27 protein-coding genes and 1 tRNA gene are annotated in these 24,252 nt (G+C 54.0%); 14 read left to right on the forward strand and 14 right to left on the reverse strand.

What is annotated here, in order from left to right; genetic code table 11:
- Positions 1–2 precede the first annotated feature (2 nt).
- From AC2FAK_RS00070 to AC2FAK_RS00095, 6 genes are read left to right on the forward strand one after another with little or no spacing between them, the layout of a single operon-like run.
- On the forward strand, positions 3–1,934 hold the full coding sequence (locus tag AC2FAK_RS00070; RefSeq protein ID WP_095455160.1) for an ABC transporter permease: 1,932 nt from the start codon (positions 3–5) through the stop codon (positions 1,932–1,934).
- Positions 1,931–3,313, forward strand: coding sequence for a TolC family protein (locus AC2FAK_RS00075; protein WP_170942750.1), 1,383 nt, complete (start codon positions 1,931–1,933; stop codon positions 3,311–3,313). The genes AC2FAK_RS00070 and AC2FAK_RS00075 overlap by 4 nt, the downstream gene beginning before the upstream one ends.
- A complete protein-coding gene (locus AC2FAK_RS00080) occupies positions 3,291–4,544 on the forward strand; it encodes a beta-ketoacyl-[acyl-carrier-protein] synthase family protein (RefSeq protein ID WP_046887426.1) in 1,254 nt (417 codons plus the stop codon). Before AC2FAK_RS00075 ends, AC2FAK_RS00080 begins: the two co-directional genes overlap by 23 nt.
- Positions 4,541–5,344, forward strand: coding sequence for a hotdog family protein (locus tag AC2FAK_RS00085; protein WP_047023519.1), 804 nt, complete (start codon positions 4,541–4,543; stop codon positions 5,342–5,344). Before AC2FAK_RS00080 ends, AC2FAK_RS00085 begins: the two co-directional genes overlap by 4 nt.
- Positions 5,331–5,582 carry an acyl carrier protein gene (locus AC2FAK_RS00090; RefSeq protein WP_023621690.1) on the forward strand — a complete coding sequence of 84 codons (252 nt, stop codon included), beginning with the start codon at positions 5,331–5,333 and terminating at the stop codon, positions 5,580–5,582. Before AC2FAK_RS00085 ends, AC2FAK_RS00090 begins: the two co-directional genes overlap by 14 nt.
- Before the next feature lies 1 nt (position 5,583).
- Positions 5,584–6,321: an SDR family oxidoreductase gene (locus AC2FAK_RS00095; protein WP_165768986.1), complete on the forward strand. Its 738-nt coding sequence runs from the start codon at positions 5,584–5,586 to the stop codon at positions 6,319–6,321.
- A gap of 36 nt (positions 6,322–6,357) precedes the next feature.
- Here the strand turns inward: AC2FAK_RS00095 and AC2FAK_RS00100 are convergent, their stop codons facing one another.
- Genes AC2FAK_RS00100 through AC2FAK_RS00110 form a run of 3 tightly spaced genes read right to left on the reverse strand, consistent with a single transcriptional unit; the run spans position 6,358 to position 8,770 of the window.
- Positions 6,358–7,530 carry an HD domain-containing protein gene (locus tag AC2FAK_RS00100; protein ID WP_164879471.1) on the reverse strand — a complete coding sequence of 391 codons (1,173 nt, stop codon included), beginning with the start codon at positions 7,528–7,530 and terminating at the stop codon, positions 6,358–6,360.
- A gap of 51 nt (positions 7,531–7,581) precedes the next feature.
- Positions 7,582–8,049, reverse strand: a complete 468-nt coding sequence (locus AC2FAK_RS00105) for a FidL-like protein (RefSeq protein ID WP_023621693.1) — start codon at positions 8,047–8,049, stop codon at positions 7,582–7,584.
- A complete protein-coding gene (locus AC2FAK_RS00110; protein WP_023621694.1) occupies positions 8,042–8,770 on the reverse strand; it encodes a winged helix-turn-helix domain-containing protein in 729 nt (242 codons plus the stop codon). Before AC2FAK_RS00110 ends, AC2FAK_RS00105 begins: the two co-directional genes overlap by 8 nt.
- A gap of 168 nt (positions 8,771–8,938) precedes the next feature.
- Between AC2FAK_RS00110 and AC2FAK_RS00115 the strand changes: the two genes are divergently transcribed.
- Positions 8,939–9,259 (forward strand): FaeA/PapI family transcriptional regulator, encoded by a 321-nt coding sequence (locus AC2FAK_RS00115; protein WP_014830351.1) that lies wholly within the window; start codon positions 8,939–8,941, stop codon positions 9,257–9,259.
- A 365-nt stretch (positions 9,260–9,624) separates the two neighbouring features.
- Here the strand turns inward: AC2FAK_RS00115 and AC2FAK_RS00120 are convergent.
- From AC2FAK_RS00120 to aspA, 6 genes are all read right to left on the reverse strand, one after another.
- Positions 9,625–9,700 (reverse strand) — tRNA-Phe (locus tag AC2FAK_RS00120).
- Positions 9,701–9,819: 119 nt separating this feature from the next.
- The gene (locus AC2FAK_RS00125) at positions 9,820–10,395 is read right to left on the reverse strand and encodes a transcriptional regulator (protein ID WP_013095254.1); all 576 of its coding nucleotides are present in this window, start codon (positions 10,393–10,395) and stop codon (positions 9,820–9,822) included.
- A gap of 48 nt (positions 10,396–10,443) precedes the next feature.
- Positions 10,444–12,144 carry a protein-disulfide reductase DsbD gene (locus tag AC2FAK_RS00130; protein WP_095455158.1) on the reverse strand — a complete coding sequence of 567 codons (1,701 nt, stop codon included), beginning with the start codon at positions 12,142–12,144 and terminating at the stop codon, positions 10,444–10,446.
- Positions 12,120–12,443: a divalent cation tolerance protein CutA gene (gene cutA / locus AC2FAK_RS00135; RefSeq protein ID WP_013095256.1), complete on the reverse strand. Its 324-nt coding sequence runs from the start codon at positions 12,441–12,443 to the stop codon at positions 12,120–12,122. The genes AC2FAK_RS00130 and cutA overlap by 25 nt, the downstream gene beginning before the upstream one ends.
- A gap of 113 nt (positions 12,444–12,556) precedes the next feature.
- Complete coding sequence (locus tag AC2FAK_RS00140; protein WP_013095257.1) at positions 12,557–13,858, reverse strand: anaerobic C4-dicarboxylate transporter; 1,302 nt, start codon at positions 13,856–13,858, stop codon at positions 12,557–12,559.
- A 116-nt stretch (positions 13,859–13,974) separates the two neighbouring features.
- Complete coding sequence (gene aspA / locus AC2FAK_RS00145; RefSeq protein ID WP_003855923.1) at positions 13,975–15,411, reverse strand: aspartate ammonia-lyase; 1,437 nt, start codon at positions 15,409–15,411, stop codon at positions 13,975–13,977.
- Positions 15,412–15,746: 335 nt separating this feature from the next.
- On the opposite strand from aspA, the gene AC2FAK_RS00150 reads away from it, so the two are divergent.
- Positions 15,747–16,211 (forward strand): FxsA family protein, encoded by a 465-nt coding sequence (locus AC2FAK_RS00150; protein WP_013095258.1) that lies wholly within the window; start codon positions 15,747–15,749, stop codon positions 16,209–16,211.
- Between the two features lie 37 nt (positions 16,212–16,248).
- Here the strand turns inward: AC2FAK_RS00150 and yjeH are convergent, their stop codons facing one another.
- Positions 16,249–17,469 (reverse strand): L-methionine/branched-chain amino acid transporter, encoded by a 1,221-nt coding sequence (yjeH, locus tag AC2FAK_RS00155; protein WP_095455157.1) that lies wholly within the window; start codon positions 17,467–17,469, stop codon positions 16,249–16,251.
- Positions 17,470–17,647: 178 nt separating this feature from the next.
- Between yjeH and AC2FAK_RS00160 the strand changes: the two genes are divergently transcribed.
- Both AC2FAK_RS00160 and groL read left to right on the forward strand, forming a co-directional pair.
- A complete protein-coding gene (locus AC2FAK_RS00160) occupies positions 17,648–17,941 on the forward strand; it encodes a co-chaperone GroES (RefSeq protein WP_095455156.1) in 294 nt (97 codons plus the stop codon).
- 39 nt (positions 17,942–17,980) lie between these two features.
- Positions 17,981–19,627 carry a chaperonin GroEL gene (groL, locus tag AC2FAK_RS00165; RefSeq protein WP_013095260.1) on the forward strand — a complete coding sequence of 549 codons (1,647 nt, stop codon included), beginning with the start codon at positions 17,981–17,983 and terminating at the stop codon, positions 19,625–19,627.
- An 86-nt stretch (positions 19,628–19,713) separates the two neighbouring features.
- Here groL and AC2FAK_RS00170 read toward each other — a convergent pair whose 3' ends face one another.
- Both AC2FAK_RS00170 and AC2FAK_RS00175 read right to left on the reverse strand, forming a co-directional pair.
- Positions 19,714–20,175 carry a YjiG family protein gene (locus tag AC2FAK_RS00170; RefSeq protein ID WP_023622425.1) on the reverse strand — a complete coding sequence of 154 codons (462 nt, stop codon included), beginning with the start codon at positions 20,173–20,175 and terminating at the stop codon, positions 19,714–19,716.
- Positions 20,156–20,833 (reverse strand): nucleoside recognition domain-containing protein, encoded by a 678-nt coding sequence (locus AC2FAK_RS00175; protein ID WP_013095262.1) that lies wholly within the window; start codon positions 20,831–20,833, stop codon positions 20,156–20,158. Before AC2FAK_RS00175 ends, AC2FAK_RS00170 begins: the two co-directional genes overlap by 20 nt.
- Before the next feature lie 254 nt (positions 20,834–21,087).
- Here AC2FAK_RS00175 and AC2FAK_RS00180 point away from each other — a divergent pair, with 254 nt between their 5' ends.
- Complete coding sequence (locus AC2FAK_RS00180; protein ID WP_013095263.1) at positions 21,088–21,441, forward strand: DUF4156 domain-containing protein; 354 nt, start codon at positions 21,088–21,090, stop codon at positions 21,439–21,441.
- Between the two features lie 47 nt (positions 21,442–21,488).
- Here the strand turns inward: AC2FAK_RS00180 and epmB are convergent, their stop codons facing one another.
- On the reverse strand, positions 21,489–22,517 hold the full coding sequence (gene epmB / locus AC2FAK_RS00185) for an EF-P beta-lysylation protein EpmB (RefSeq protein WP_038984041.1): 1,029 nt from the start codon (positions 22,515–22,517) through the stop codon (positions 21,489–21,491).
- A gap of 40 nt (positions 22,518–22,557) precedes the next feature.
- Here epmB and efp point away from each other — a divergent pair, with 40 nt between their 5' ends.
- The 3 genes from efp (at position 22,558) to ecnB (ending at position 23,558) form a co-directional block, all read left to right on the forward strand.
- The gene (gene efp, locus AC2FAK_RS00190; protein ID WP_014830362.1) at positions 22,558–23,124 is read left to right on the forward strand and encodes an elongation factor P; all 567 of its coding nucleotides are present in this window, start codon (positions 22,558–22,560) and stop codon (positions 23,122–23,124) included.
- A 47-nt stretch (positions 23,125–23,171) separates the two neighbouring features.
- Complete coding sequence (locus AC2FAK_RS00195; RefSeq protein ID WP_013095266.1) at positions 23,172–23,303, forward strand: entericidin A/B family lipoprotein; 132 nt, start codon at positions 23,172–23,174, stop codon at positions 23,301–23,303.
- Positions 23,304–23,411: 108 nt separating this feature from the next.
- Positions 23,412–23,558 (forward strand): lipoprotein toxin entericidin B, encoded by a 147-nt coding sequence (gene ecnB / locus AC2FAK_RS00200; protein ID WP_003025482.1) that lies wholly within the window; start codon positions 23,412–23,414, stop codon positions 23,556–23,558.
- 37 nt (positions 23,559–23,595) lie between these two features.
- On the opposite strand, the gene AC2FAK_RS00205 is transcribed toward ecnB, so the two are convergent.
- Positions 23,596–24,195, reverse strand: coding sequence for a response regulator transcription factor (locus AC2FAK_RS00205; RefSeq protein ID WP_020688984.1), 600 nt, complete (start codon positions 24,193–24,195; stop codon positions 23,596–23,598).
- Positions 24,196–24,252: the final 57 nt, after the last annotated feature.

The following is a 24,252-nucleotide window of genomic DNA, read 5'->3' on the forward strand; positions in this document are numbered from 1 at the left end:
GGATGGAGCCGATTATCGTATTACGGCGGGTGTGCAGACGATTCCACGCGGGCACTCAAACGTTAGCGGTGCTGAGTGATATTTCACTGACCTTTCATCGCGGTGAAATGGTGGCGATTGTGGGGGCATCCGGCTCGGGTAAGTCCACGCTGATGAACATCATTGGCTGCCTGGACAAGCCCACGTCCGGAGAAGTCCTGATCAACGGCACGCCCGTGCATAACGCGGATAGCCTCTACCTTGCCGATCTGCGCAGCCGTTACCTGGGATTCATTTTTCAGCGCTATCACCTGATGCCGTATCTGACCGCAGAAGAAAACATTGCCATTCCCGCGCTGTACACCGCAATGTCGGAACAGGAGCGTACCGCCCGTGTGCAGAGGTTAGCTGTTCAGCTCGGGCTGGAAAACCGTCTCCAGCACCGTCCAGCGGAGCTGTCGGGTGGACAACAGCAGCGGGTGAGCATTTGTCGGGCATTGATCAACGGTGCACACATTATCCTGGCAGACGAACCTACCGGCGCGCTCGACAGTACCCGTGGTAAGGCTCTGATGGGCGTGCTGCATCAGCTGCATGCGTCGGGTCACACGGTGATTATCGTTACCCATGACCGCGATATCGCCCGACAGGCGCAGCGTATTATTGAGATTAGCGACGGGCGAATCATCAGCGATGTACGGCACGCTGAGGTTCATCCCTCAACGCTGCTGCCGGAGCAGGACAACGGCCGAGCGTCGCTGGCGAGCCGTTTTCGCGAGTCGGTTCGTATGGCCTGGCGTGCACTGCTTGGGCACCGTATGCGTGCGTTTCTTTCCATGCTGGGGATCATCATTGGCATCGCGTCGGTGGTGTCGTCAATGGCGGTAGGGGAAGGCGCGCGGCGGGCGATCGTGGATGAGATAGGCAAGCTGGGAAATACGACGCTTGAGATCCGCCCGGGCACCGGATGGGGCAACGCGCGTCCGGACATGGCGCGCGCGCTGTCGATGGAAGACGTGCGCAGTTTGCAGGCGCTGCCGTGGGTGATGGGCGTCTCGCCGGTCGTCAGCAGCACTGCACTCGCGGTCCGCAAAGGTCTGGATTCCTCGATGATGCTGTCCGGGGTATCACAGGACTTTTTCACCCTGCAAGGGCTGCGCGTTGTTCAGGGTAATGGCTTCACGGCGCGCGATGTTGCGGAAGGTGAACCGGTTATGATCCTGGATGAAACCGGGCGAGATACGCTGTTCCCCGGTGGGGAAAATCCGCTCGGTGCACTTGTGCAGATTGCCGGTGCGCCGTGGCGCGTGATCGGCGTGGCCACTCGACCCGGGCCGAAAGTGGTGGGGGGCTTCATGGCGGCGTGGGTTCCGCATACTGCTTTGCAGCAGCGGCTGACGGGGCAAATACCGCTGGAGTCGCTGGTGCTGCGTTTTCAGCCGCCGCTGACATCACAGGAGGCCGCGCAGCGCGTGGAGCGCCACCTGCTGCGGGAACACGGACGAAAAGATTTCTTTATACAAACCGACGATCGGCTGGCGAATGCCATGCAAAAAACGTCGGACTCCATGTCGCTTCTGATTACGGCGATCGCGGCTATCTCGCTGCTGGTGGGCGGCGTGGGTGTGATGAATATCATGCTGGTGTCGGTGACGGAGCGGACGCATGAAATCGGCATTCGATTATCCGTGGGGGCTCGACCCGCAGACATCATGAACCAATTTCTCATTGAGGCGGTGATGATCTGCGTGCTCGGTGGCCTGGTGGGGGTGTCAGGCGCCTGGCTGGCAGGGCATATTTTTGCCTTCGTGACGGACGCCTTTTCAATGGTGTTTACCGTATTCCCGGTGCTGATGGCCTGCGGTTTTTCTGCTGCGATCGGCCTCACGTTTGGTTATTTCCCGGCGCGCAGCGCGGCTCGCCTTAACCCTACGGAGGCGCTGGCTCGCGAATGACACGATACCTCTTTTTAGCCGTACTGCTACTCCTGGCGGGTTGCCGCGCGATGACCCGCAGCGACTACCAGCGCCCGCTGCTGTCATTGCCCACACAGTGGCCCACGATGGCGGAAAAGGGGACGGAAAACAGCTGGCGTTTTAGCGATCCCCGCCTGTCTCGGGTGATTGAACAGGTACTGGAAAGCAATAACGATCTTGCAGCGGCAGCCCTCACGCTGCAGCAAGCACGCGTTGCGGCAGGGCTCACCAGCACCAACATCTCCCCCGACGTCAGAGTGAGTGGAGCCGCCAGTAACAGTAAAAATGTGCGTCGGGGGGCACCTCCACAGGAGAACTACAGCGGCAGTGTTGCCATCGCCTGGGAGCTGGACCTGTGGGGAAAACTGGCGCGCACCCGTGAGCAAAGCGAATGGCAGGCCAGGGCAAGCGAGCAGGATTACCGTGCAACCGTTCTCTCAACGATGGGCCTCACCGCTCAGCTTTACTGGCGTATCGCCTTGTATAACCAGCAGATCCGCCATCAGCGTGACGGTCTGACTGTCTCTGAACAGACCGTGCAACAGGTGTCCTCATGGTTTAACGCCGGAAAGGTGGGGCAACTTGATGTTCTGCAAGCACAGCAGGCGCTGCTGGCGCGACAAAATCAGCTCAGAACGTTGGTTCAGCAGCGCCAGAACACACGCAGTGCGCTGGCACTGATGCTTAACAGGCCTGCGGAACAACATGCCGATGAATTGCGCGAGCTGGACGTGCATCAGCAGGTGCCTGTGGCACAAAAAACGCCGCTACGGGTGATCGCTCAGCGGCCAGATATTCAGGCTGCTGAGTCGCGCCTGCGCGCCGCGCTTGCGGGTTACGACGCGGCTCGCCTGCAGTTTTACCCCACGCTTTCTCTTGATGCGTCTCTGAATGCCGGGAGCCAGGTTTTTAGCCATTGGTTCCGCGATCCTATCCGTACAACAGGGGCCGCGCTGGCCTTGCCGTTTATCCAGTGGAACACCCGTCAGCTCACCGTTGCGCAGGCGGATTTAGCGATAAAACAGGCCGCGATCGCGTTTCGTTCTACCGCCTATACCGCACTCGCTGAAGTGGATGAGGCTATGGAAAACCGGCTGAGTGCAGATGAGCAACGCAGCCGACTCCATCAGTCGCTGGCGCTTAGCCAGCGGCGATTATCCCTTACGGAAAGCCGTTATCGCGCAGGTGCGGTGGATTTCCAGACGCTGCTCAACGCGCAGGACGATCTGCTGAACACAGAGAAGGCCCTCGCGCAAACCCAGTACGACTACCTTTACGCTACGCTGCAGCTCTGGCTGGCACAAGGGGGCGACACGCAAAACAGGATGATAAAAGATGAAGCTGAAAAATGGAGATAATCGGGTGGTTGTTACCGGCTATGGGGCCGTTACCCCCCTTGGCGTGACGGCTGGTGAGAGCTGGCAGGCGATCATGGACTATCGGCTGGGATATCGCTACGTCGATTACACGGCGCGGAATATCAAAACCCATTTTCTCGGGCTGGTGGACAACGAACCCAGCCTGATTGGGGTTCCTGCCGCCGTCAGACGCCGTCTGCCGCGTTTTGCCCGGCTCACGTTTGGCGCGGCGCGTCAGGCCATGGCGATGGCTTTTGGCGGCCAGCCACCGCAGGAGTTCTATAGCCCGCTAGACTGCGGCGCGATCATGGGGACCGGCTGGGGAGGGCTGGACGAAAGCTACGATGCGCAGAGCGATTTTTCGGCAACGGGCTTCGCCTCGCCGTTTAACTGTTTTTATTCGATGCCTAGCGTCACCACTGCCGCCTGTAGCCAGTTCTGGGGGCTCAACGGCTTCCAGAACACCGTGGTAGCGGCCTGTGCGACGGGAACCATCGCCATTGGCGAAGCCTACGAGGTGATCCGCACCGGCAGAGCGCAGATGATGCTGGCGGGGGCCGGGGAGTCGCTGACCAGTCCCTGCGCGATCTGGAATATCGACGTATTAGGGGCGTTAAGTAAAGAAACGCAGGATCCGCAGCGCGCCAGCTGTCCTTTCAGTGCCCACCGTAATGGGTTCGTGCTGTCGGAGGGGGCGGCGGTACTGTGTCTGGAGTCGCGCGAGGGGGCGCTTGCGCGCGGCGCGACCATTCTTGGCGAAATTACGGGTTACGCCAATTTCTCCGACGCCTGGGATTTTACCTCGCCCGCTGAAGACTGCCTTGCGCGCGTGCAAACCATCATCTCCGCGCTGCGGCAGGCCGGACTTGAACCCGAGCACCTGGACTATATTAACGCTCACGGTACCTCGACACCGCTCAATGACATCAACGAAACGCAATCGCTAAAAATGGCGCTGGGGGAGGCGGTCTGGACTGTTCCCATTTCCAGCACGAAGTCTTACTCCGGGCACTTAATTTCAGCCGCAGGCGCGTTCGAGAGCATCGTCTGCCTGCAGGCCATTGCCAACGGCATTATCCCCGCGACGACCAATTTTCAGCATGCGGATGAGTGCTGTGATCTGGATTATGTCGTTGAAGGGCATCGTCACGCCACTATCCGCCGTACGCTCAACCTGAGCTTTGGGTTTGGTGGCGCAAACGCGGCGTTGATTCTGGAGAAACATTCATGATGACGCTGCGTTACAGCCAACAGGATGCGCGGCTATGGGCTGCATTTTCAGGGGATTACAACCCCGTGCATTTTGATAAAGCCTGGGTGAAATCGCAGGGTGGAAGCCGGCTCAGCGTGCACGGTATGCGCGCCCTGCTGGATGTCAAACGGTTCATCAGTCCGGAAGTTCGCCGCTCATCCTTTCTGAAGTGTACCGTGCGGTTGCGCAGGCCGCTGTGGCGGGATACCACTTATCTTCTGATGTGCGATCCCAACAAGTCTGTTTCAGCCTCCGTATACGATCTTACCGCTCAAACGGTCTGCCTTTCATGTGCTATCGCGCCGGTTAACCTTTTTGCTGTGGCAGAAGCAGAAAGTCAGCGAGAACTCGGCGCATCAACCATTGCCGCGCTACATCAGACGTTTTTGCCCCTGCTTCCCCACGCACAGCAGTGGCATTTTCTTGATGCCCTGCTATTTCGCCATCTTCTTCAGGATACCGCGCTGTTACATCAGAAAGACATCGCACCGCTGATACCGTCTGGTCATACGCTGGAGGCGTTGTTTACCCGCTATCCCGTTGTCCAGACCCATCAGGAGGTTGTTTTTGACAGCCATCTGCTCGCGCCCTGGCAGACGGTGCCTTTACCGGAACCGCTTGAGATAGAGACATTACCCGCCACGGTGGTTGGCGATCTTAGATATGGCGCAGTGGTGCGAATTGCTGCGCAAACCCGCTATCAACAACACTACATCAGCAGTGCCGTGACGCTGAAAGTTGGCCCGCTGACAAAAGGAAATGCAAATGAACTCGTATGAAATCATCTACAGCAAAATCAGCGAAATGATTGCTGATGCAAAAGATCTTCCGCTGGAGGCGCTGACACCGGACACGACGCTGCCGCAGCTGGAACTTGACAGCCTCGATTATGTTGAACTGATGGTACTGGCGAAACGCGAGTTTAACGTGACGCTTACGGCCGAAATGTTTATGAAAAAGCCGCAAATGACCCTTCGCGATTTGAGTCTGTACATCGACCAGGAAATGGCTGGCTGAGATGGCAAAGAGATGGATGTTGATCACCGGCGGCAGCAGAGGAATCGGACAGGCTTTGGTGAGCCACCTTCTGCCCGAGTGGAACATTGTGTTTACCGGCCGCAATGAGGCCGGAATTGGCCGTACGCTGGCGCAGGCGCAAGGTCTGCGCACGGCAACCTGGGTAAAAGGTTACCGCTGCGATGGCCGCGATGAGGCGGATGTCCAACGGCTGGCGACGTCGCTACTTGACGAGTTTGGCGCACCAGCGGCCATTGTACACAACGCCGGAATGACCCGTGACGCACTGCATATTCATCAAACGGCACGCGACTGGCAGGATGTGCTAACGAACAACCTGGTTGCGCTCGTGAACTGGAACCGAACGCTTTTACCCGCCATGATGATGCAGGGGAGCGGAGCTGTGGTATTGATGTCGTCCGTAACGGCAATAAAGGGCAATAGCGGCCAAACGGCCTATGCAGCCAGTAAGGCCGCAATGATTGGCCTGACGCGTTCGCTGGCGCAGGAGATGGGACGCTTTGGCATTCGGGTTAACTGTCTGGCGCCGGGACTGATTGAAGGTGAAATGGTTGAGGCTATCCCTGAAGCCCGCCTGAAAGCCATGCGGCAGAGCATTCCCTTACGCCGTCTGGGGCAAACGCAGGACGTGGCGCACGCTGTTGCCTTTCTGGCCGGAGAAGGAAGCCGCTATCTCACCGGGCAAACGCTGGTGCTGGACGGAGGGCTGTCAGCCTGAGTTAAGGCAGCCGCGAGAAGGGCGACTTCCCGCGGCTCATGACAGGGTCAGTTGATTAATTCGCTGTACCAGAGCGCGTCGTTCTTTGACCGACTCATGGAATATCTGTAATAAAATCGCACTGTGTTGCTGCACGATACCCGCCAGCGCGGGGGCGATTTCCGCCGTTTCACCTACCCGGGCCTTAAATTCGGACGATAGCGTGACCCCCTGAAGTAACGAGGCCAGCCAAATGCTGGCTTTGATAATCGTCACTTCCGGCGGATAAGCGGATTTTGCATCTACGGATTTCTGAAGCTGACACCATCCTGCTATGTCTCTTATTGCCTCAATAGGATAGAGCTCATCCCAAACTGCTTTTCCCTCATCGGTCTGTGCCGGTGTGGCGCACAGGGCCAGGCTCGGGAGATTATGCAATAGCCCTCCGATTTCAATCTTTAAACACTGCACGGGAGGAATACCCATTTCTCTGGCAAGGTATCCCGATATTCGCCCGACCACCAGAGAGTGCTGAACCCCATGTTGACTGAATCCATCTATAATAAACGCCAGCATACCGGCGATATCGCGAAAGTTGTGTAATGAGAGGGTGTCGTTATGAATGCGGGGGATTTCTTTAATATAATCGTCAAACTCTGTTGATTGAATTCTTAGCCAAAAATGATCCCTGCTTGCGACCCTTTGGAAGGCATGGATATAGTCAGGTTGAAACAGGTCGTTCTCACCGCTGACAATAATTTTTATAATTTCTTCTTGTGCGGTGATGACATCGCTGGCCCGGTAGTGAGAGATTAATACATCCAGACGATCGGCCAGATAAATGATATGGCTTTCTTTCGGGGTTTTAATGCCATTAACACACGCCCCCCGACCATTATTCCAGTGGGTATGATGATATCGCACAATGGCGTTCAGCGGATTCAGTAAAGGGACACTGGCCAGCAATTCCGCTCCCACAGCAGCGTGGTTATTGAGTTCATTATCGTAATAGCTCATAGGCTGGAGGCGAGACTCTTCATTCAGTCCTCCAATATCATGAAGCAGGGCCGCCAGCAGGGTTTTCCGACATTGCGCAGGCGTAAACTGCGACTCTCGTGCCAGGAGCCAGGCAATATACGCCGTTCTGACATGATGCAAGTTAAGCCGAGGATTGATCATGTCTATTATTTTTGAGATGCAAGCCAGTGATTCTATTAAGTTTATATTCATGATATTGAAAATTTAACTTACGCTGTGCTTCGTTAAAGAAAACCACACAAATTATTTTCGTTTGCAACCATACTGCGGAAATGTGTGGTTACCAAAGAGTAATGTATTATTATTGAATTTATTGAGGTAAATTATTTTGTCGTCTGGCCCTTTGCCAAATAATAAATTTATGGCGACAGTGTCATCAATATTATCTGTGCTGTCGCGCAGGGTGCGGACACTCGTGACTTGATATAAATGCGCGCTGGGGTTGAATTTTTTGAATTTTATCTTGAGCGTTCGCGAAATCAGTTGGTTTTTATTGTCATGAGAGAGTAACCCATCGATATTCATGAGGATATGATCGTTCGCCATGTTGATAAAAATCAGCCCTTCAGCATGGACACTTTTGCCGTTAATGTTTTGTACGACAGAAAATTGCGATTCGCAGGAGAAAACAGCGGGGCTGGTAAATGAATACATCCCCCCCGCCAGGAAGAGAGCGAGGCAGAGCAACAGGAAAAAGACGCGCTTAGACATTGTTTTTTTCTCTGTAATAAAAACTTTCGCAGTTACCGTTATCACACTCAACGAGTAGCAATTGTATAATGTTACCTAAGGTTCCATTTATCTGCTTCTTGTAAAGGTACAGTTCTTTTGGCTGCGAACAGTCGAATGGTTGTGTTGTAAAATGAAAGCTATTTTTTACATCCCATAGCGACAGTGCGGGGGATGTAAAAATGATGCATTGGTCATCAACTATTTTATGTACGTTATTCCCTGAATCGACGGTGTGAGGCCTTATTACTAAAAGGATTGACACAATACCTAGCGCGATTATTCGGGCTATCCTTTCAAACACCGAAGGAGGAGGGGGGTTGCGCGTGGCTTCTGAGGTTTTTTCTTCCAGGAACGGGGTTCGATACTCGCGGTCGTTATGGATGATGACATCATCTGCAATCTTAAAACCAATGCGGGGAACGGTAGTGATAATCTCTTTTTCCACGCCCAGGTCGTTCAGATTTCTGCGTAACGTTGAGATATATTGATTGAGGTTACTATTTGATGCTCTGGCGCCGTACTGATCAAACACGGAATGAAAAATTTCACTTCTGGACAGGATATCGCCGCGGTGATTGAGTAATTCTGCTAATAGACGCGTCGATGTCTGAGATAATTCAACGCAATCCCCGGTAAGCACATTAAGGAGAGATGCATCCTCCGTATCAAAAGTGATAAATCCCTCAATATCGTACCTCATATCCCTCTCCTCCCTAAGCCCTACTTTTCTCTCACATACCGACTGTTTTTGATAAAACAGTATGAAAGCCAGATAAAAACACTGTTTTTACTTTCATTTGAAGCTAATGTTGCTGGTTGACTCAAGGGATTTCATACTGCTAACTCCTTCAAAACTCAGGAGTCGACAATGAAACTCTCACTGTGTTCATACAACCCGGAGGCTGTACATCCAGGCTACAACGCACCTCACGACAATCTGCAGATGTTAGCGGCGGAAATGGGAATAAGTGGTCTGGCGATGATCAGAGGCCCGGAACAAATGTTGATTCTCAATTTACTTAAAGATCATAGCACGCAGGGACTGTCCACGAGGGAGCTTGCCAATCTGTGCGGTATTTCAATTTATAAAGTTAGACACTTACTTCTTCCGCTGGAAAAATATGGCCAGGTTATACGGGATAAAATGCAAAAGCATCATCAGTGGTTTTTGTCAAAGGATGCGACATAATTATGTTTGCATTCTAACAAGGGGTATTTTTATTTGCAACAATGGCACGGAAGTCAAATAGATATATCTAAGACTTTTGAAAAATACTAATTATAATCTCGCAGGACGTTAAGAAAATTCCCAATAAATGTATTAACGTTCCTGTATTAATACTTATGAATTCATGTTTTTTGATTCAAAATAATATTGTTGTATTGCAGCTAAATGCCCTGCTTTACGTTCGAGTGAATCATGCACCGAGGGGCCATGGAGAGTAGATGAGGAAGCGTGAATAGTTTGACGTTGAAAGTCATCTGAGGGGAATGCCCCCGGTGTTTTGGCGCTGAAAAGCAAAAACCCAGCCATAGGCTGGGTTCTTTAAATAGTGGTGCCCGGACTCGGAATCGAACCAAGGACACGGGGATTTTCAATCCCCTGCTCTACCGACTGAGCTATCCGGGCAACGGAGCGCATTAAACCGCAATCCCGCCCGATCGTCAACACTATTTCTGGAAAAGCTGTTCAACTGCTTAAGTTTGCGGCAATGCGCTGACTTCTGAAGCAAACAGGTCAAATTACGCTTACGTCAACGCGCCGCCCATGCGGCACTGGGCAAAGCGCAGGATGTCCTCTGCCAGGCGGTGAGCGGTATCCACATCGGCCTGGCTACGGTTTACCAGCATACGGCTCAGGCAGCCTTCCAGCACCAGTTCCATCTGCTTTGCCACCATTGCCGGATCATCCACTTCAAGCGTTGTCAGCAGTTCGTGGGTGAAGTCGTGCGCCGCCCGTTTTTGCTGATCCGCCAGCTGATGGATCGGATGGCCTGGATCGGGGTAGTACGTGCAGGCGGCGATAAACAGACAACCCGGATAGCGGTTGTTACTTACACATTCCGTCAGCGCGGTATAGCGCGCCAGCAGCTTCTGTTCGGCGGTCAGCTCTTCATTCAACATCAGCTGCCTGCGCCAGATATCAACCTGCTGGCTGAGGTAGCGCAGGGCATCATAAAGCAGCGCCTCTTTATCGGGCCAGAAGCGCGTAAGCTCATCCAGAGGGTAATCGATACGGTCGGCTACCATCTCAAGCGTGGTGCTGGCGATCCCTTGAATCTCAAGTAATTGCAGGGCTTGTCCCAGTACGTCTTCGCGTTGCACGGTTCTCTCCTCCGTTATTCCCAACGGTTGTCCCGTTTAAAGTGTTGTTTACGGTTGGCGATCGCGCAAATGCGCGCTGAAAGCCGCCGCGTCCATAAACCCGGTTACACGCTGCCCTGGCTGTTCTTCACCCTGTTGATTGAAGAACAGAATGGTCGGTAGTCCGAGCACGTTAAGTTGCTTCAGCAGGGCTTTATCCTGCGCATTGTTGGCGGTCACGTTTGCCTGAAGCAGAACGGTCCCGTTTAGCGCACCTTGCACCTGCGGGTCGCTAAAGGTGTACTTTTCAAACTCTTTGCAGGCAACGCACCAGTCTGCGTAGAGATCGAGCATCACCGGTTTGCCGCGCGCCTGGGCCAGAGCCTGATTAAGATCATCCACGTTCTTAATCTGGATGAAATTCAGATGCGCCTGGTTCTGAGCCACTGGCGTGCCAAATGCCCAATCCTGAAGTGGACGCACGCTCACCAGCGCAGCGGCGAGCAGGACGATTTGTACCAGACGCATCCACGCGCTTTTTGCCCCCAGACTGACGATAAACGCCCAGGAGAAGAACGCTACGCCGAGCATCGCCCACAGGCGCATCCCCCAGACGTCACCGACAATACGCTCCAGCAGGAAGACCGGCAGCGCCAGAATGACAAAGCCAAACGCGGTTTTCACCGTCTCCATCCACGGCCCGCTCTTCGGCAGCAGGCGGTTGCCAAATACCGTGACCAGGATCAGCGGCAGACCCATCCCAAGCGCGTAAAGGTACAACGTACCGCCGCCAAGCCACATATTACCGCTCTGGGCGATATAGAGCAGAATCGCGCTAAGCGGAGCAGTGGTGCAGGGCGAACAAATCAGCCCGGCGATAGCTCCCATCGCAAACACGCCACCCGCTGACCCCCCCTGTTGGCGGTTGCTGAGCAGCGTTAAGCGGGTTTGCAGGGAAGACGGCAGTTGCAGGGTGAACAGGCCAAACATCGACAATGCCAGCAGGATAAACACCACCGACAGGCCGATAAGGACATAAGGGTGCTGAAGAGCCGCCTGGAACTGTAAGCCGGCCGCCGCAACCACGAGGCCGAGTGCCGTATAGGTTAACGCCATTCCCTGCACGTAAATAAAGGCAAGCAGTAGCGCGCGGGTGGTGCTAAGACGCTGTTTTCCGCCCAGTACTATCCCGGAGATCAACGGGTACATCGGCAGTACGCATGGCGTGAAGGCGATGCCGATACCAATCAGCAAGGCCCAGAGCGCGGAGAAAGGGAGGTCTGACGCAGGCTCACCTTCACGCTTGACCTCTGCAGGAAGAGGAGCAACGTTGGCGGCAGACGCTTTAACTTCACTAAGCGGAACGATCCTCGTTTCTGAGGGATAGCAGAAGCCTGCATCGGCACAGCCCTGGTAAGTGACGGTGAGCGTAGCGCCTTTGTCTGCCTGTTGCACCGTTACGGGCACGCTTAAGTGCTGGCGATAAATCTCGCTTTTGCCGTAAAACTCATCCTCGTGCCATTCTCCCGCAGGCAGTTGCAGCGCGCCCACGCTTGCCTGAGCGGGTGTGATACTGACCTGCTTACGATACAGGTAATAGCCCTCTTTCACCTGCCAGGTGAGGTTGAGGTCATGCTGGTTTTGCTGGAAATCGAAAACAAATGCCTGATCGGCAGGAATAAAGTTCGAACGGCCGGGCGCGTCAAACAACCCGGCAAAGACTGACGTGCTGCACAGCAGCAGGATCAGCGTAAGGAAACGTTGAGCCATGAGAGATAATCGTTATCACCGTGGAGCACTGGCAATACCAGCAGTTCCGGGGTTTGGTAAGGATGATGAGATTTGAGGCAGTCAAGAAGCGCCTGCTGGTTTGCCGGGTTGGTTTTGAGCAACATCTGGACTTCATACTCCTGCTCCAGTTTGCCTTCCCAATAATAAAGGGAGGTCGCTCCGGGGAGGAGGGTTACACAGGCAGCCAGTTTTTCGGCCAATACTTTGGCGGCGAGATCCTGGGCGGAAGCTTCATCAGGGGCGGTACACAATACGACAACAGCATCAGGCGTGTTCACAAGTCGACCTCCTCATCACGAAAGTGGTCACTATATCACGCAAGGCGATTGGTCATTAATGAAACGGGCCGCAGAGCGGCCCGATTTTAACTATTTTTACAACCCGAAATGGTTTACAGCACGACGCCGCCGATGATAAAGCCGAGGATCACGCACAGCGTAATCGCGACCACACCCGGGATCAGGAACGCATGGTTAAACACATACTTACCGATGCGGGTTGAACCGGTGTCATCCATTTCAACCGCCGCCAGCAGGGTTGGATAAGTGGGCAGAACGAACAGGGCAGAAACGGCAGCAAACGAGGCAATGGCCGTCAGTGGCGTTACGCCCAGCATCAGAGCCGCAGGCATCAGCGCCTTGGTCGTGGCAGCCTGAGAATAAAGCAGGGTCGCGGCAAAGAACAGCACCACCGCCAGCAGCCATGGGTAGTTGTGCAGCAGGTCACCCGCAACGGTCTGGATATCGCTAATGTGCGCTTTTACGAAGGTATCACCGAGCCATGCCACACCCAGCACGCACACGCAGGCGCTCATACCGGATTTAAAGGTGCTGGCATTCAGCACTTCGCTGGTATCGATTTTACAGGTGATGCTGATCAGGGTTGCGATGGTCAGCATGAATACCACAATCGCTTCGTTACGCGGCAGAACCGGGTTCTGGATGAGGCCTACTGTGTCACTGATGGCCGTCGCGTAGAACATCACCGCCACGATACCGATCAGGAACAGCACCACGGAGCGTTTCGCATGCGGCTTCAGTTTGAAGACCTGGCTACCGCGCAAGCTCACTTCGCCCTTGGCCAGACGTTCCTGATAAACCGGATCGTCTTTCAGTTCAGCGCCGAGGAAGTTACACAGCACGGCGGTGATCATGACTGCAATCAACGTTACCGGAATACAGATCGCCAGCAGCGTCAGATAGCTCACACCCATGGGTTCCAGGATACCGGCGAAGAACACCACTGCTGCGGAGATAGGCGAGGCGGTAATCGCAATCTGGGAGGCCACCACCGCAATAGAGAGCGGGCGAGATGGACGGATACCCTGTTCTTTCGCCACTTCGGTAATCACCGGCAGCGTGGAAAAGGCAGTGTGACCGGTACCGGCGAGAATGGTCATGAACCAGGTCACCAGCGGGGCAAGGAAGGTAATGTATTTAGGATGACGGCGCAGCATACGCTCCGCCAGACTCACCAGGTAGTCCATACCGCCAGCCACCTGCATGGCGGCGATAGCGGCAATAACTGCCATGATGATTTCGATAACGTCAAACGGGATTGCGCCGGGTTTAATCTGAAAGATAAGGGTAAGAACGAGCACCCCGAGACCGCCGGCAAAACCGATGCCGATACCCCCGAGTCTTGCTCCCAAATAAATCGCCAACAGGACGATGACGAGTTCTGCTCCAAACATAAGGACCTGCCTTGCTTATTAACAAGTTGATATTGAATTGTTGTATTTTGGTAACGCCTAAAAAGAAAAAAGGCACGTCACAAGTGACGTGCCTTTCGGAAGCTTAGCCTGAACGGTTACTGTTCGCTTTCATCGGTGTATCGTTTCGCTTTATATGCCGGGTGCATCAGGTTCTGGGCGGAGAAGATATCGTCCAGCTCGGCTTCGGTCAACAGTCCGCGCTCCAGTACGACTTCACGCACGCTCTTACCGGTTTCCGCGCAAATCTTACCGACGATGTCGCCGTTATGGTGGCCAATGAACGGGTTAAGGTAGGTGACGATCCCGATGGAGTTGTACACGTAACCTTCGCAGACTTCTTTATTCGCGGTAATGCCGTTGATGCATTTTTCCAGCAGGTTATAGCAGGCGTTAGTCAGGATGTGGATAGATTCGAACATCGCCTGGCCAATCACGGGCTCCATGACGTTCAGCTGCAGCTGACCGGCTTCAGAGGCCATGGTTACGGTCGTATCGTTACCAATAACCTTGAAGCAAACCTGGTTCACCACTTCTGGCACTACCGGGTTCACTTTCGCTGGCATGATGGACGAACCGGCCTGCAGTTCTGGCAGGTTGATTTCGTTCAGGCCAGCGCGTGGGCCGGAAGAGAGCAGGCGCAGGTCATTACAGATTTTGGACAGTTTCACCGCCAGACGTTTCAGGGCGCTGTGTACCATGACGTAGGCGCCGCAGTCGGAGGTGGCTTCAATCAGGTCTTCCGCAGGCACCACCGGCAGGTTAGAGACTTCAGCCAGTTTCTGAACCGCCAGCTGCTGATAGCCATCCGGGGTGTTCAGACGCGTACCGATGGCGGTGGCGCCCAGGTTCACTTCCAGCAGCAGCTCGGAGGTGCGCAGCAGGTTTTTGGTTTCTTCATTCAGCAGCACGTTAAACGCGTGGAATTCCTGACCGAGGGTCATTGGCACCGCATCCTGCAACTGGGTACGACCCATTTTCAGAATGTCCTGGAACTCAACCGCTTTGCGCTGGAAACCGTCGCCCAGCTGGTTGATGGCGTCGACCAGTTTCACAACGGAGGCATAAACCGCGATGCGGAAGCCGGTTGGGTAGGCGTCGTTAGTGGACTGACATTTGTTGACGTGATCGTTCGGGTTCAGGTACTGGTATTCACCTTTCTGGTGGCCCATCAGCTCCAGGCCGATATTTGCCAGTACTTCGTTGGTGTTCATGTTGACGGAGGTGCCCGCGCCGCCCTGATAGACGTCAACCGGGAACTGGTCCATGCATTTGCCGTTGTTCAGCACTTCATCGCAGGCCGCGATAATCGCATTTGCCGCGCTTTTAGGAATGGTTTGCAGCTCTTTGTTTGCCAGCGCTGCCGCTTTCTTCACCATCACCATGCCACGGACAAACTCAGGAATGTCGCTGATTTTGCTGTTGCTGATGTAGAAGTTTTCAATCGCTCTCAGAGTGTGGACACCGTAGTAGGCATCCGCTGGAACTTCCCTGGTACCCAACAAGTCTTCTTCGATACGAATGTTGTTTAACATGTGAACCTTCTTTTCAAGCTGCCGATGGATTGTACTAAACACACAGTATTTATGTGGTTTTGAATATTTTCTGACCGACGATTATTCCCTCAATCGGCCAATTGCTCGAGATCATATGCTGATGATAGCGAATTGCCGTAAGCTGGATCACTTATTATCGACCCGATTCCATGATAATTATTAATCTGTGAAATGGGTCACCGCTTTAATATTTCCAAAAAAAATATCCGTGCAAACCGATTGAATTTTAGCTAACCGTCCTCATCTCTTACAGACGCGTGTCGCGAACACATTCAGACAGGGGCCAAAAGGCACCTGCCACACAGGAGATGCCAGTGCGCTGGATACCGTTTATTGCTTTCTTTCTCTATGTTTACATTGAGATTTCAATTTTTATCCAGGTCGCCCATGTGCTGGGCGTCCTGCTGACGCTGATTCTGGTGATTTTCACCTCCGTCATCGGCATGTCGCTGGTGCGTAATCAGGGTTTCAAAAATTTCCTGTTAATGCAGCAGAAGATGGCCGCAGGCGAGAGCCCGGCGGCCGAGATGATCAAAAGCGTATCGCTGATTATTGCCGGTCTGCTGCTGATCCTGCCGGGCTTCTTCACCGACTTCCTCGGACTGCTGCTGCTGTTGCCGCCGGTGCAAAAACACCTGACCATGAAGCTGCTGCCGCATCTGCGCTTCAGCCGGATGCCGGGCGGCGGATTCAGCACCGGCCCGGGTGATACGTTTGAAGGGGAATACCAGCGTAAGGATGACCAACACGACCGTTTGGATCATAAAGACGATCGGTAATGTCTTTGCCCGGTGACGCTTCGCTTACCGGGCGCGACTAAAGCGCCACCCACAGCCCTGCCAGCATGACGACGGCGTACATACTCTTCCATCCCACCATCATTAGCAACAGCAGGCAAAGCACTCCCCCGACAACGGCCAGTGCTTTATAGCGACCCTTCAACAGACGACAACCCGCCAGCATGCACAGCAGGTAGATCATAATAAATATGCCGTTGGCATAAATGATTAGCGCATCCAGATTGATCTTAAGCGCGTAAATACACAACGTGCTCACGACGCAACTTCCCAGCACGAGATTCAGCGCATTCACCGGCAGCTGACGCTTAGACAACTGCGCAAGACGGCTCTGCGGTTTATTGCGCGCCTGAGACCACACCAGCCGCGCAAAGCTCTGGATGTAAATATTGAGGCTGGCAAAACAGGCCAGATAGCCAATCACACAGGCCACCCACAGCGCTTTTACGCCAAACAGCTGCACCACGATACCCGGCAGCGAAGCGGCGGCTGCTTTATCTGCGCCAAAAGCGTCGAAGTGCAGCACCAGCACAGTACAGGCCCAGTAAACCGTGCCTGCGACCAACAGGCCAATCATCAGGGCTCGCGGAAAATCGCGCTCGGGATGCTTAAACTCCGACGCCAGATGGGCGAACGCTTCCAGACCGACAAAACACCAGAACATGACTGACAGCGCAGCGAATAGCTGCGCATGATCGATATCGGGGATGGTCGGGAAGGGGATCTCCTCGACGCGAATATCACCTGCCCACCAGATAGCGGCGATGAGCGCGACAATCAGCACCGCGACGATCGTCTGCAGGTTAGCGCTGGAACTGGCCCCGCGTGAGCCCACCCACCAGACGATAGCCAGCGTACCCAGCTCAGCCAGCAGCAGTGCTTCGTCATGCCAGCCGAAGAGCGCTTGCCCAAAGCCGGTTGCGATATGCAACGCCGCAGGCAGACCAACCGGAATGACGGAAAGGAACAGCCAGCCGGTGACGCGCTCCAGTCGTGGGCCAAACGCCATGCCGACAAAGTGCGCCACGCCGCCCGCGCTGGGAAAATGCCTTCCCAGAATGGCGAACACGATCGCAACCGGGAACACCAGCACAATCAGCACCGGCCACGCCCACAGGCTGTTATTACCGGCAACCAGCGCCGCCAGTGCGGGCACCGCAAACACCCCTGTTCCTAACAAGGAGGTTGAGAGCAGGCCGACCCCCTGCGCCAGCCCCAACTCCTGCTTGAGTCCACTCATTGACATCGTCCCGCCACCATTCAAAGAGAGCCGATGGTAACACTTTCGCAAATTTTTTTTCGACTCCCCCTTGAAGGGGTAAAAAGCTATCCCCATCTCTCAGGGCACTAGCCGGAAAACCGTGTGCGGCCCGGCGTCATCCATAACTGATAATGACTTTCTCAAAGGAGAGCTATCAATGAGTATTCGTCCGTTACATGATCGTGTGATCGTCAAACGTAAAGAAGTTGAAACCAAGTCTGCTGGCGGCATCGTTCTGACGGGTTCTGCAGCAGCAAAATCAACGCGTGGCGAAGTCATCGCTGTCGGTAAGGGCCGCATCCTGGAAAACGGAACTGTGCAGCCACTGGACGTTAAAGTTGGTGACATCGTCATTTTCAACGATGGCTACGGCGTGAAATCCGAGAAGATCGACAATGAAGAAGTGTTGATCATGTCCGAGAGCGACATTCTGGCAATTGTTGAAGCGTAATTAACGCACGAAACTGTACGAATTTGAGGAAATAAGAACATGGCAGCTAAAGACGTAAAATTCGGTAACGACGCTCGTGTAAAAATGCTCCGCGGCGTAAACGTACTGGCAGACGCAGTGAAAGTCACCCTGGGCCCGAAAGGCCGTAACGTAGTGCTGGATAAATCCTTCGGCGCGCCAACCATCACCAAAGATGGTGTTTCCGTTGCACGTGAAATCGAGCTGGAAGACAAGTTCGAAAATATGGGCGCGCAGATGGTGAAAGAAGTGGCCTCTAAAGCGAACGACGCTGCAGGCGACGGTACCACCACCGCGACCGTACTGGCGCAGGCAATCATCACTGAAGGTCTGAAAGCCGTTGCTGCGGGCATGAACCCAATGGATCTGAAACGTGGTATCGACAAAGCTGTCGCGTCCGCTGTTGAAGAACTGAAAGCGCTGTCCGTACCATGCTCTGACTCTAAAGCGATTGCTCAGGTAGGTACCATCTCCGCTAACTCCGACGAAACCGTAGGTAAACTGATCGCTGAAGCGATGGACAAAGTCGGTAAAGAAGGCGTGATCACCGTTGAAGACGGTACCGGTCTGGAAGACGAACTGGACGTGGTTGAAGGTATGCAGTTCGACCGCGGTTACCTGTCCCCATACTTCATCAACAAGCCAGAAACTGGCGCTGTTGAGCTGGAAAGCCCGTTCATCCTGCTGGCTGATAAGAAAGTTTCCAACATCCGCGAAATGCTGCCAGTGCTGGAAGCCGTTGCGAAAGCAGGCAAGCCACTGGTTATCATCGCTGAAGACGTTGAAGGCGAAGCGCTGGCGACCCTGGTGGTTAACACCATGCGTGGCATCGTGAAAGTGGCTGCGGTTAAAGCACCTGGCTTCGGCGACCGTCGTAAAGCTATGCTGCAGGACATCGCTACCCTGACCGGTGGTACCGTAATCTCTGAAGAGATCGGTATGGAGCTGGAAAAAGCGACCCTGGAAGACCTGGGCCAGGCGAAACGTGTTGTGATCAACAAAGACACCACCACCATCATCGATGGCGTGGGTGAAGAGTCCGCTATTCAGGGCCGTGTTGCTCAGATCCGTAAGCAAATTGAAGAAGCAACGTCTGATTACGACCGTGAAAAACTGCAGGAGCGCGTAGCGAAACTGGCAGGCGGCGTTGCGGTAATCAAAGTCGGTGCGGCTACCGAAGTTGAAATGAAAGAGAAAAAAGCACGCGTTGACGATGCCCTGCACGCGACCCGTGCTGCGGTAGAAGAAGGCGTGGTTGCTGGTGGTGGTGTTGCGCTGGTGCGTGTTGCCGCCAAACTGGCTGGCCTGTCCGGTCAGAACGAAGACCAGAACGTGGGTATCAAAGTTGCGCTGCGCGCGATGGAAGCGCCTCTGCGTCAGATCGTTTCCAACGCCGGTGAAGAGCCATCTGTTGTTACCAACAACGTGAAAGCGGGCGAAGGTAACTACGGTTACAACGCGGCAACAGAAGAATACGGCAACATGATCGACTTCGGTATCCTGGATCCAACTAAAGTGACCCGTTCTGCTCTGCAGTATGCGGCATCTGTAGCTGGCCTGATGATCACTACCGAGTGCATGGTGACCGACCTGCCTAAAGGCGACGCACCTGACTTAGGTGCTGCTGGTGGTATGGGCGGCATGGGTGGTATGGGCGGCATGATGTAATTGCCCCCTTCGCCCGGCAGCCATCAGGCGTTGGGCGCTACCTCTTAATAAAAAACCCCGGGCATCGCTGTCCGGGGTTTTTTGTTTTAGAACAGCAGTTGCATGACCCACATAGAGAGCAGAGCGTTAATTACGCAGACGCCAATAATATGCGGATAGTATTTAGGGTTTACCCCTGCCGTACCGAGACAGCGGCCGGTGTTTTGCACCGGATTACCCATCAGATAGATAGCCGGAAGCAGTACGGTGGCGTCATGCCCGCTGAGCGACCCTGCCACCACCAGGCTTGCGCAGACACCCACACCGCCGCCCATGCTCATCACCGACGCCAGCAACACGGTGGCGGCTTCTCCGGGCAGCCCCCACAGCGCCATAATCGGCTCGCAAACGCGGCCAACGATATCCAGCAATCCTGTTACCTTCAGCGCCTGGATGATCACAAAGGCCATTACGACGTTTGGCAGCAGGCTGGTGGTGGCGATGGTAAAGCCGCGGCGAGCGCCGTCGATAAAGAGATCCATCAGGTTTTTACGCACTTCGGCGGTCATCTTCTCTCTCCTTGATCTGACGGGTTTCCATGTGCGCAATCCATGCTCTGAGAAAATTGGCACCTATAAATTTAAAGACAAGGATCACTGCCAGCGGGGTGATAACCGGCACGGTGATGCTGGTGAACAGCGCCGCGCCGGACGAGAAGTAATTGGTGATAATTGCGCTACCGCTGGTCTGAAAGGTGGCGAAAATCGCTCGTTCCCTGTCGCTGATAACGCCTTCATCGGCGAGCTCTTTGGTCATACCTGCTGCCGCATCGGTGTTTTGCAAATTGGCGATAAGCGCCAGAGAACAAATGCCTGGAATGCCCAGCAACGGTTTCAAAACGGGCGTCATCAATTGCTGTGCCGCCCGCAGCCCGCCCAGCCCTTCGGTCACTGAAATGATGCCCAGCGACAAAATAACAGACGGTGCCAGTTCCAGCGCAAACAGAAAGCCATCTTTTGCGCCGGTACCGCCTGTGCCGCGAAAAGAGACGCTTGCGGCGCCTTCGCCGTTAACCTGACCAAATGTGCCGTTCAGCACGGTGAAATCAAAGACTCGCCACCATTCGGTGGCTTTGGCGAAAAAGCCAGAAAAGAAAATGATGGTTAGAAAGAAAGCGAGATACCCTACCCACGTCACTTTCCCCTGATTCGGGGATACTTCACTCATGTTGCCTCCTGTTTTTATGTTTCCCTGTCACCACACGCGCAAAAAATAAGCCGGTGGCCTGTCACTAAAAACGAAAAAGCATAAAAAAACGATATCCGCGGGGTGATTATCAGAATTCATTTAGGGGAGGCGAAGGCACCATTCGTGCTTGATATCTCGCAGAAACGCACGGAGGTTTTTCTTTTGGTCATCTTTTTAGTATAAGGTTTACACACGGACAACTACTGTCCAGCTTATTGAAAACGAGGAATAACATGCGCGTAAAAGTCTGTGCAGGGATTGTAGGAGCAGCATTGCTGCTGGCGGGTTGTAGCTCCAGCAATGAGCTGACTGCAGCGGGTCAGGGCGTTCGCTTTGTGGAAGATAAGCCGGGTAACGAGTGCCAGTTTTTAGGCACGGCAACCGGTGAGCAAAGCAACTGGATGTCGGGTCAGCACGGCGAAGAGGGCGGCTCTATGCGTGGCGCGGCCAATGCCTTGCGTAACCAGGCCGCGGCGATGGGTGGCAACGTGATTTACGGGGTAAGCAGCCCGACGCAGGGAATGTTATCCAGCTTCGTGCCAACCGCCAGCCAGATGAATGGCCAGGTCTATAAGTGCCCGAACTGATTGCCTTTTTCCCTCTCCCACCGGGAGAGGGTTAGGCTGAGGGGAAACTAGCTCTGTCTTAGCTGCAAATCCAGCGGCGTCTTGCTCGGTTCACCGCCAATCTCACGCGCCAGCTTCGGCACCATATAACCTGACACCAGCGTTAACAGTTCACGCACGATCTGCCGGGCTTCTTCATCCGTCACCATGAAATGGGCCGCACCCTGAACGCGATCCAGCACGTGCAGGTAATAGGGCATCACTCCCGCATCAAACAGCGCATTGCTGAGGTCCGCCAGCACGTGGGCATTATCATTTACACCGCGCAGCAGCACGCTCTGGTTCAGAAGTGTCACGCCTGCCTTGCGTAAACGCACCATTGCCGCACGAAATGCATCATCAATTTCATTGGCGTGATTGATATGGTTCACCAGCAGCACCTGCAGGCGGGACTGCTCAAGTCGTGAGACCAGTCCGTCAGTGATACGTGCCGGAATAACAATCGGCAGACGGCTATGTATGCGCAGGCGCTTAATATGCGGAATGGCTTCAAGCTGGGTCAGCAGCCAGTCCAGCTCATGATCTTTCGCCATCAGCGGATCGCCACCGGAAAAAATGATCTCATCCAGCTCAGAATGGGCGGCGATATAGTCCAGCGCGACCTGCCAGTTGCGTTTATTGCCCTGATTTTCGGCATACGGGAAGTGTCGACGGAAGCAATAACGGCAATTTACCGCACAGCCACCTTTCACCAGCAGCAGCGCACGGTTCAGATACTTGTGCAGCAAACCGGGTACCACGCTGTTCTGCTCTTCCAGCGGATCGGTGCTATAGCCCGGTGCCGTAATGAACTCTTCCTGTGCGGTAAGCGTCTGTTTTAATAATGGATCGTCAGGATTGCCTTTCTCCATACGGGCAACAAACGCGCGGGGAACGCGCAGGGCGAAAAGCCGCTTCGCCTCCCGGCCGGCCAGCAAATCGGTATGCTGTTCGAGCTCAAGAAGACGCAGTAATTCATCAGGACTGGTGATTACATCGGCAAGTTGCGATAACCAATCTTCTCTGGACGGGGTGTTTAGGGTTACAATATGCGCCATTTTGTGGCTAAGCTACCAGTTAACAAATTTAGAGGGCCTTATGGCAACGTACTATAGCAACGATTTTCGTGCTGGTCTTAAAATCATGTTGGACGGCGAACCGTATGCGGTTGAAGCCAGCGAATTCGTTAAACCAGGTAAAGGCCAGGCATTTGCACGCGTTAAGCTGCGCCGCCTGCTGACCGGTACCCGTGTCGAAAAAACCTTCAAGTCTACTGACTCCGCTGAAGGCGCTGATGTTGTCGATATGAACCTGACTTACCTGTACAACGACGGTGAGTTCTGGCACTTCATGAACAACGAAACGTTCGAACAGCTGTCTGCTGACGCTAAAGCCATTGGCGATAGCGACAAATGGCTGCTCGATCAGGCTGAGTGCATCGTGACCCTGTGGAACGGCCAGCCTATCGCGGTTACCCCACCGAACTTCGTTGAACTGGAAATCGTTGAAACTGACCCAGGTCTGAAAGGTGACACCGCCGGTACAGGTGGTAAGCCAGCGAAACTGTCTACCGGTGCCGTGGTTAAAGTGCCACTGTTCGTACAGACTGGCGAAGTGATCAAAGTGGATACCCGCTCCGGCGAATACGTATCTCGCGTGAAGTAAGTGTTAAGGCGCAGCGTTGCTGCGCCTGATTTTTGCAGGCAGGGATGATGAAACGCACCGTTAAAATTCTGCTTCTGTTAGCGCTGTCCAGCGCGTTGCTTTCCGGCTGTAATACCACACGTGGAATGGGGGAGGATATCCAGGATCTCGGCCATATCATTTCTCACGCCGCCAGCTAATCCCGTCTAATTTTCCTAAAAATGCTTCCTTTTCCGTCAACTGGCGGGATCTTGTCTATCCTTAAGTTGCTATACACAAAACAACTCTGGCTATAAAAGGAAGATATTATGGTTAAGAAGACAATTGCAGCGATCTTTTCAGTTCTGGTACTTTCTTCAGTGTTAACGGCCTGTAATACCACGCGCGGCGTTGGTCAGGACATTTCTGAAGGCGGTAGTGCAATCTCCGGCGCGGCAACAAAAGCTCAGCAGTAATTTAAAAACGGTACGGGCCCGGACGGGTTTCGTACCGTCAGTTTTCTGATTCCTGCAGAGATAAAAACGGGGAAAAGCGCGTATCCATATGCAATTTCATGCGGATATTTCGCTTATAGGTATAGACCGTTTTTCCATTGATACTCAGGTGAGTGGCAATCTTCTGATTGCTTGCGCCATCCATCCACAGCGTCAACACCTTCTCCTCCTGGCGAGTGAGCAGAGGGGCCGCGACCGCAGGGATCTCAACGCTTGCGCGAGTCGTCAGGGCGTCGTTGATGACCGTCGCCAGCGTCTCCAGTCCGACATTTTTGGTAAGCGAAGCCCATATCGGAAATTGGGACAGAAAGCCTGCCATCTCTTTATCTTCCCCCGACTGCAGCAAAATGAAAGGCACTTTTTCACTGGCGTTCAGCAGGGAAGAAAGCTGCTGGAAATGGTGAATGTCCTGCATAAAGCCGTGCAGATCGGCGATAACCACCGATGGATCCCACTGCAGAATATGCTCTCTGGCGAGGATGAGATTATTCAGCCCGGTCACGACGAAGTGCCCGGGAAACAAACCGGAATGATTGAGCCATGCTTCAAACCCCGCGCGGGTGAAGTGACATCGGTCAATCAAAAGAATTTTGAACATAATAGATTCGCAGTCGGCTAGTGGTTTGGCTTCCTGCCATCAGAAAGCACATCATGA

Source organism: Enterobacter cloacae complex sp. 394F7 (genome assembly GCF_057320385.1).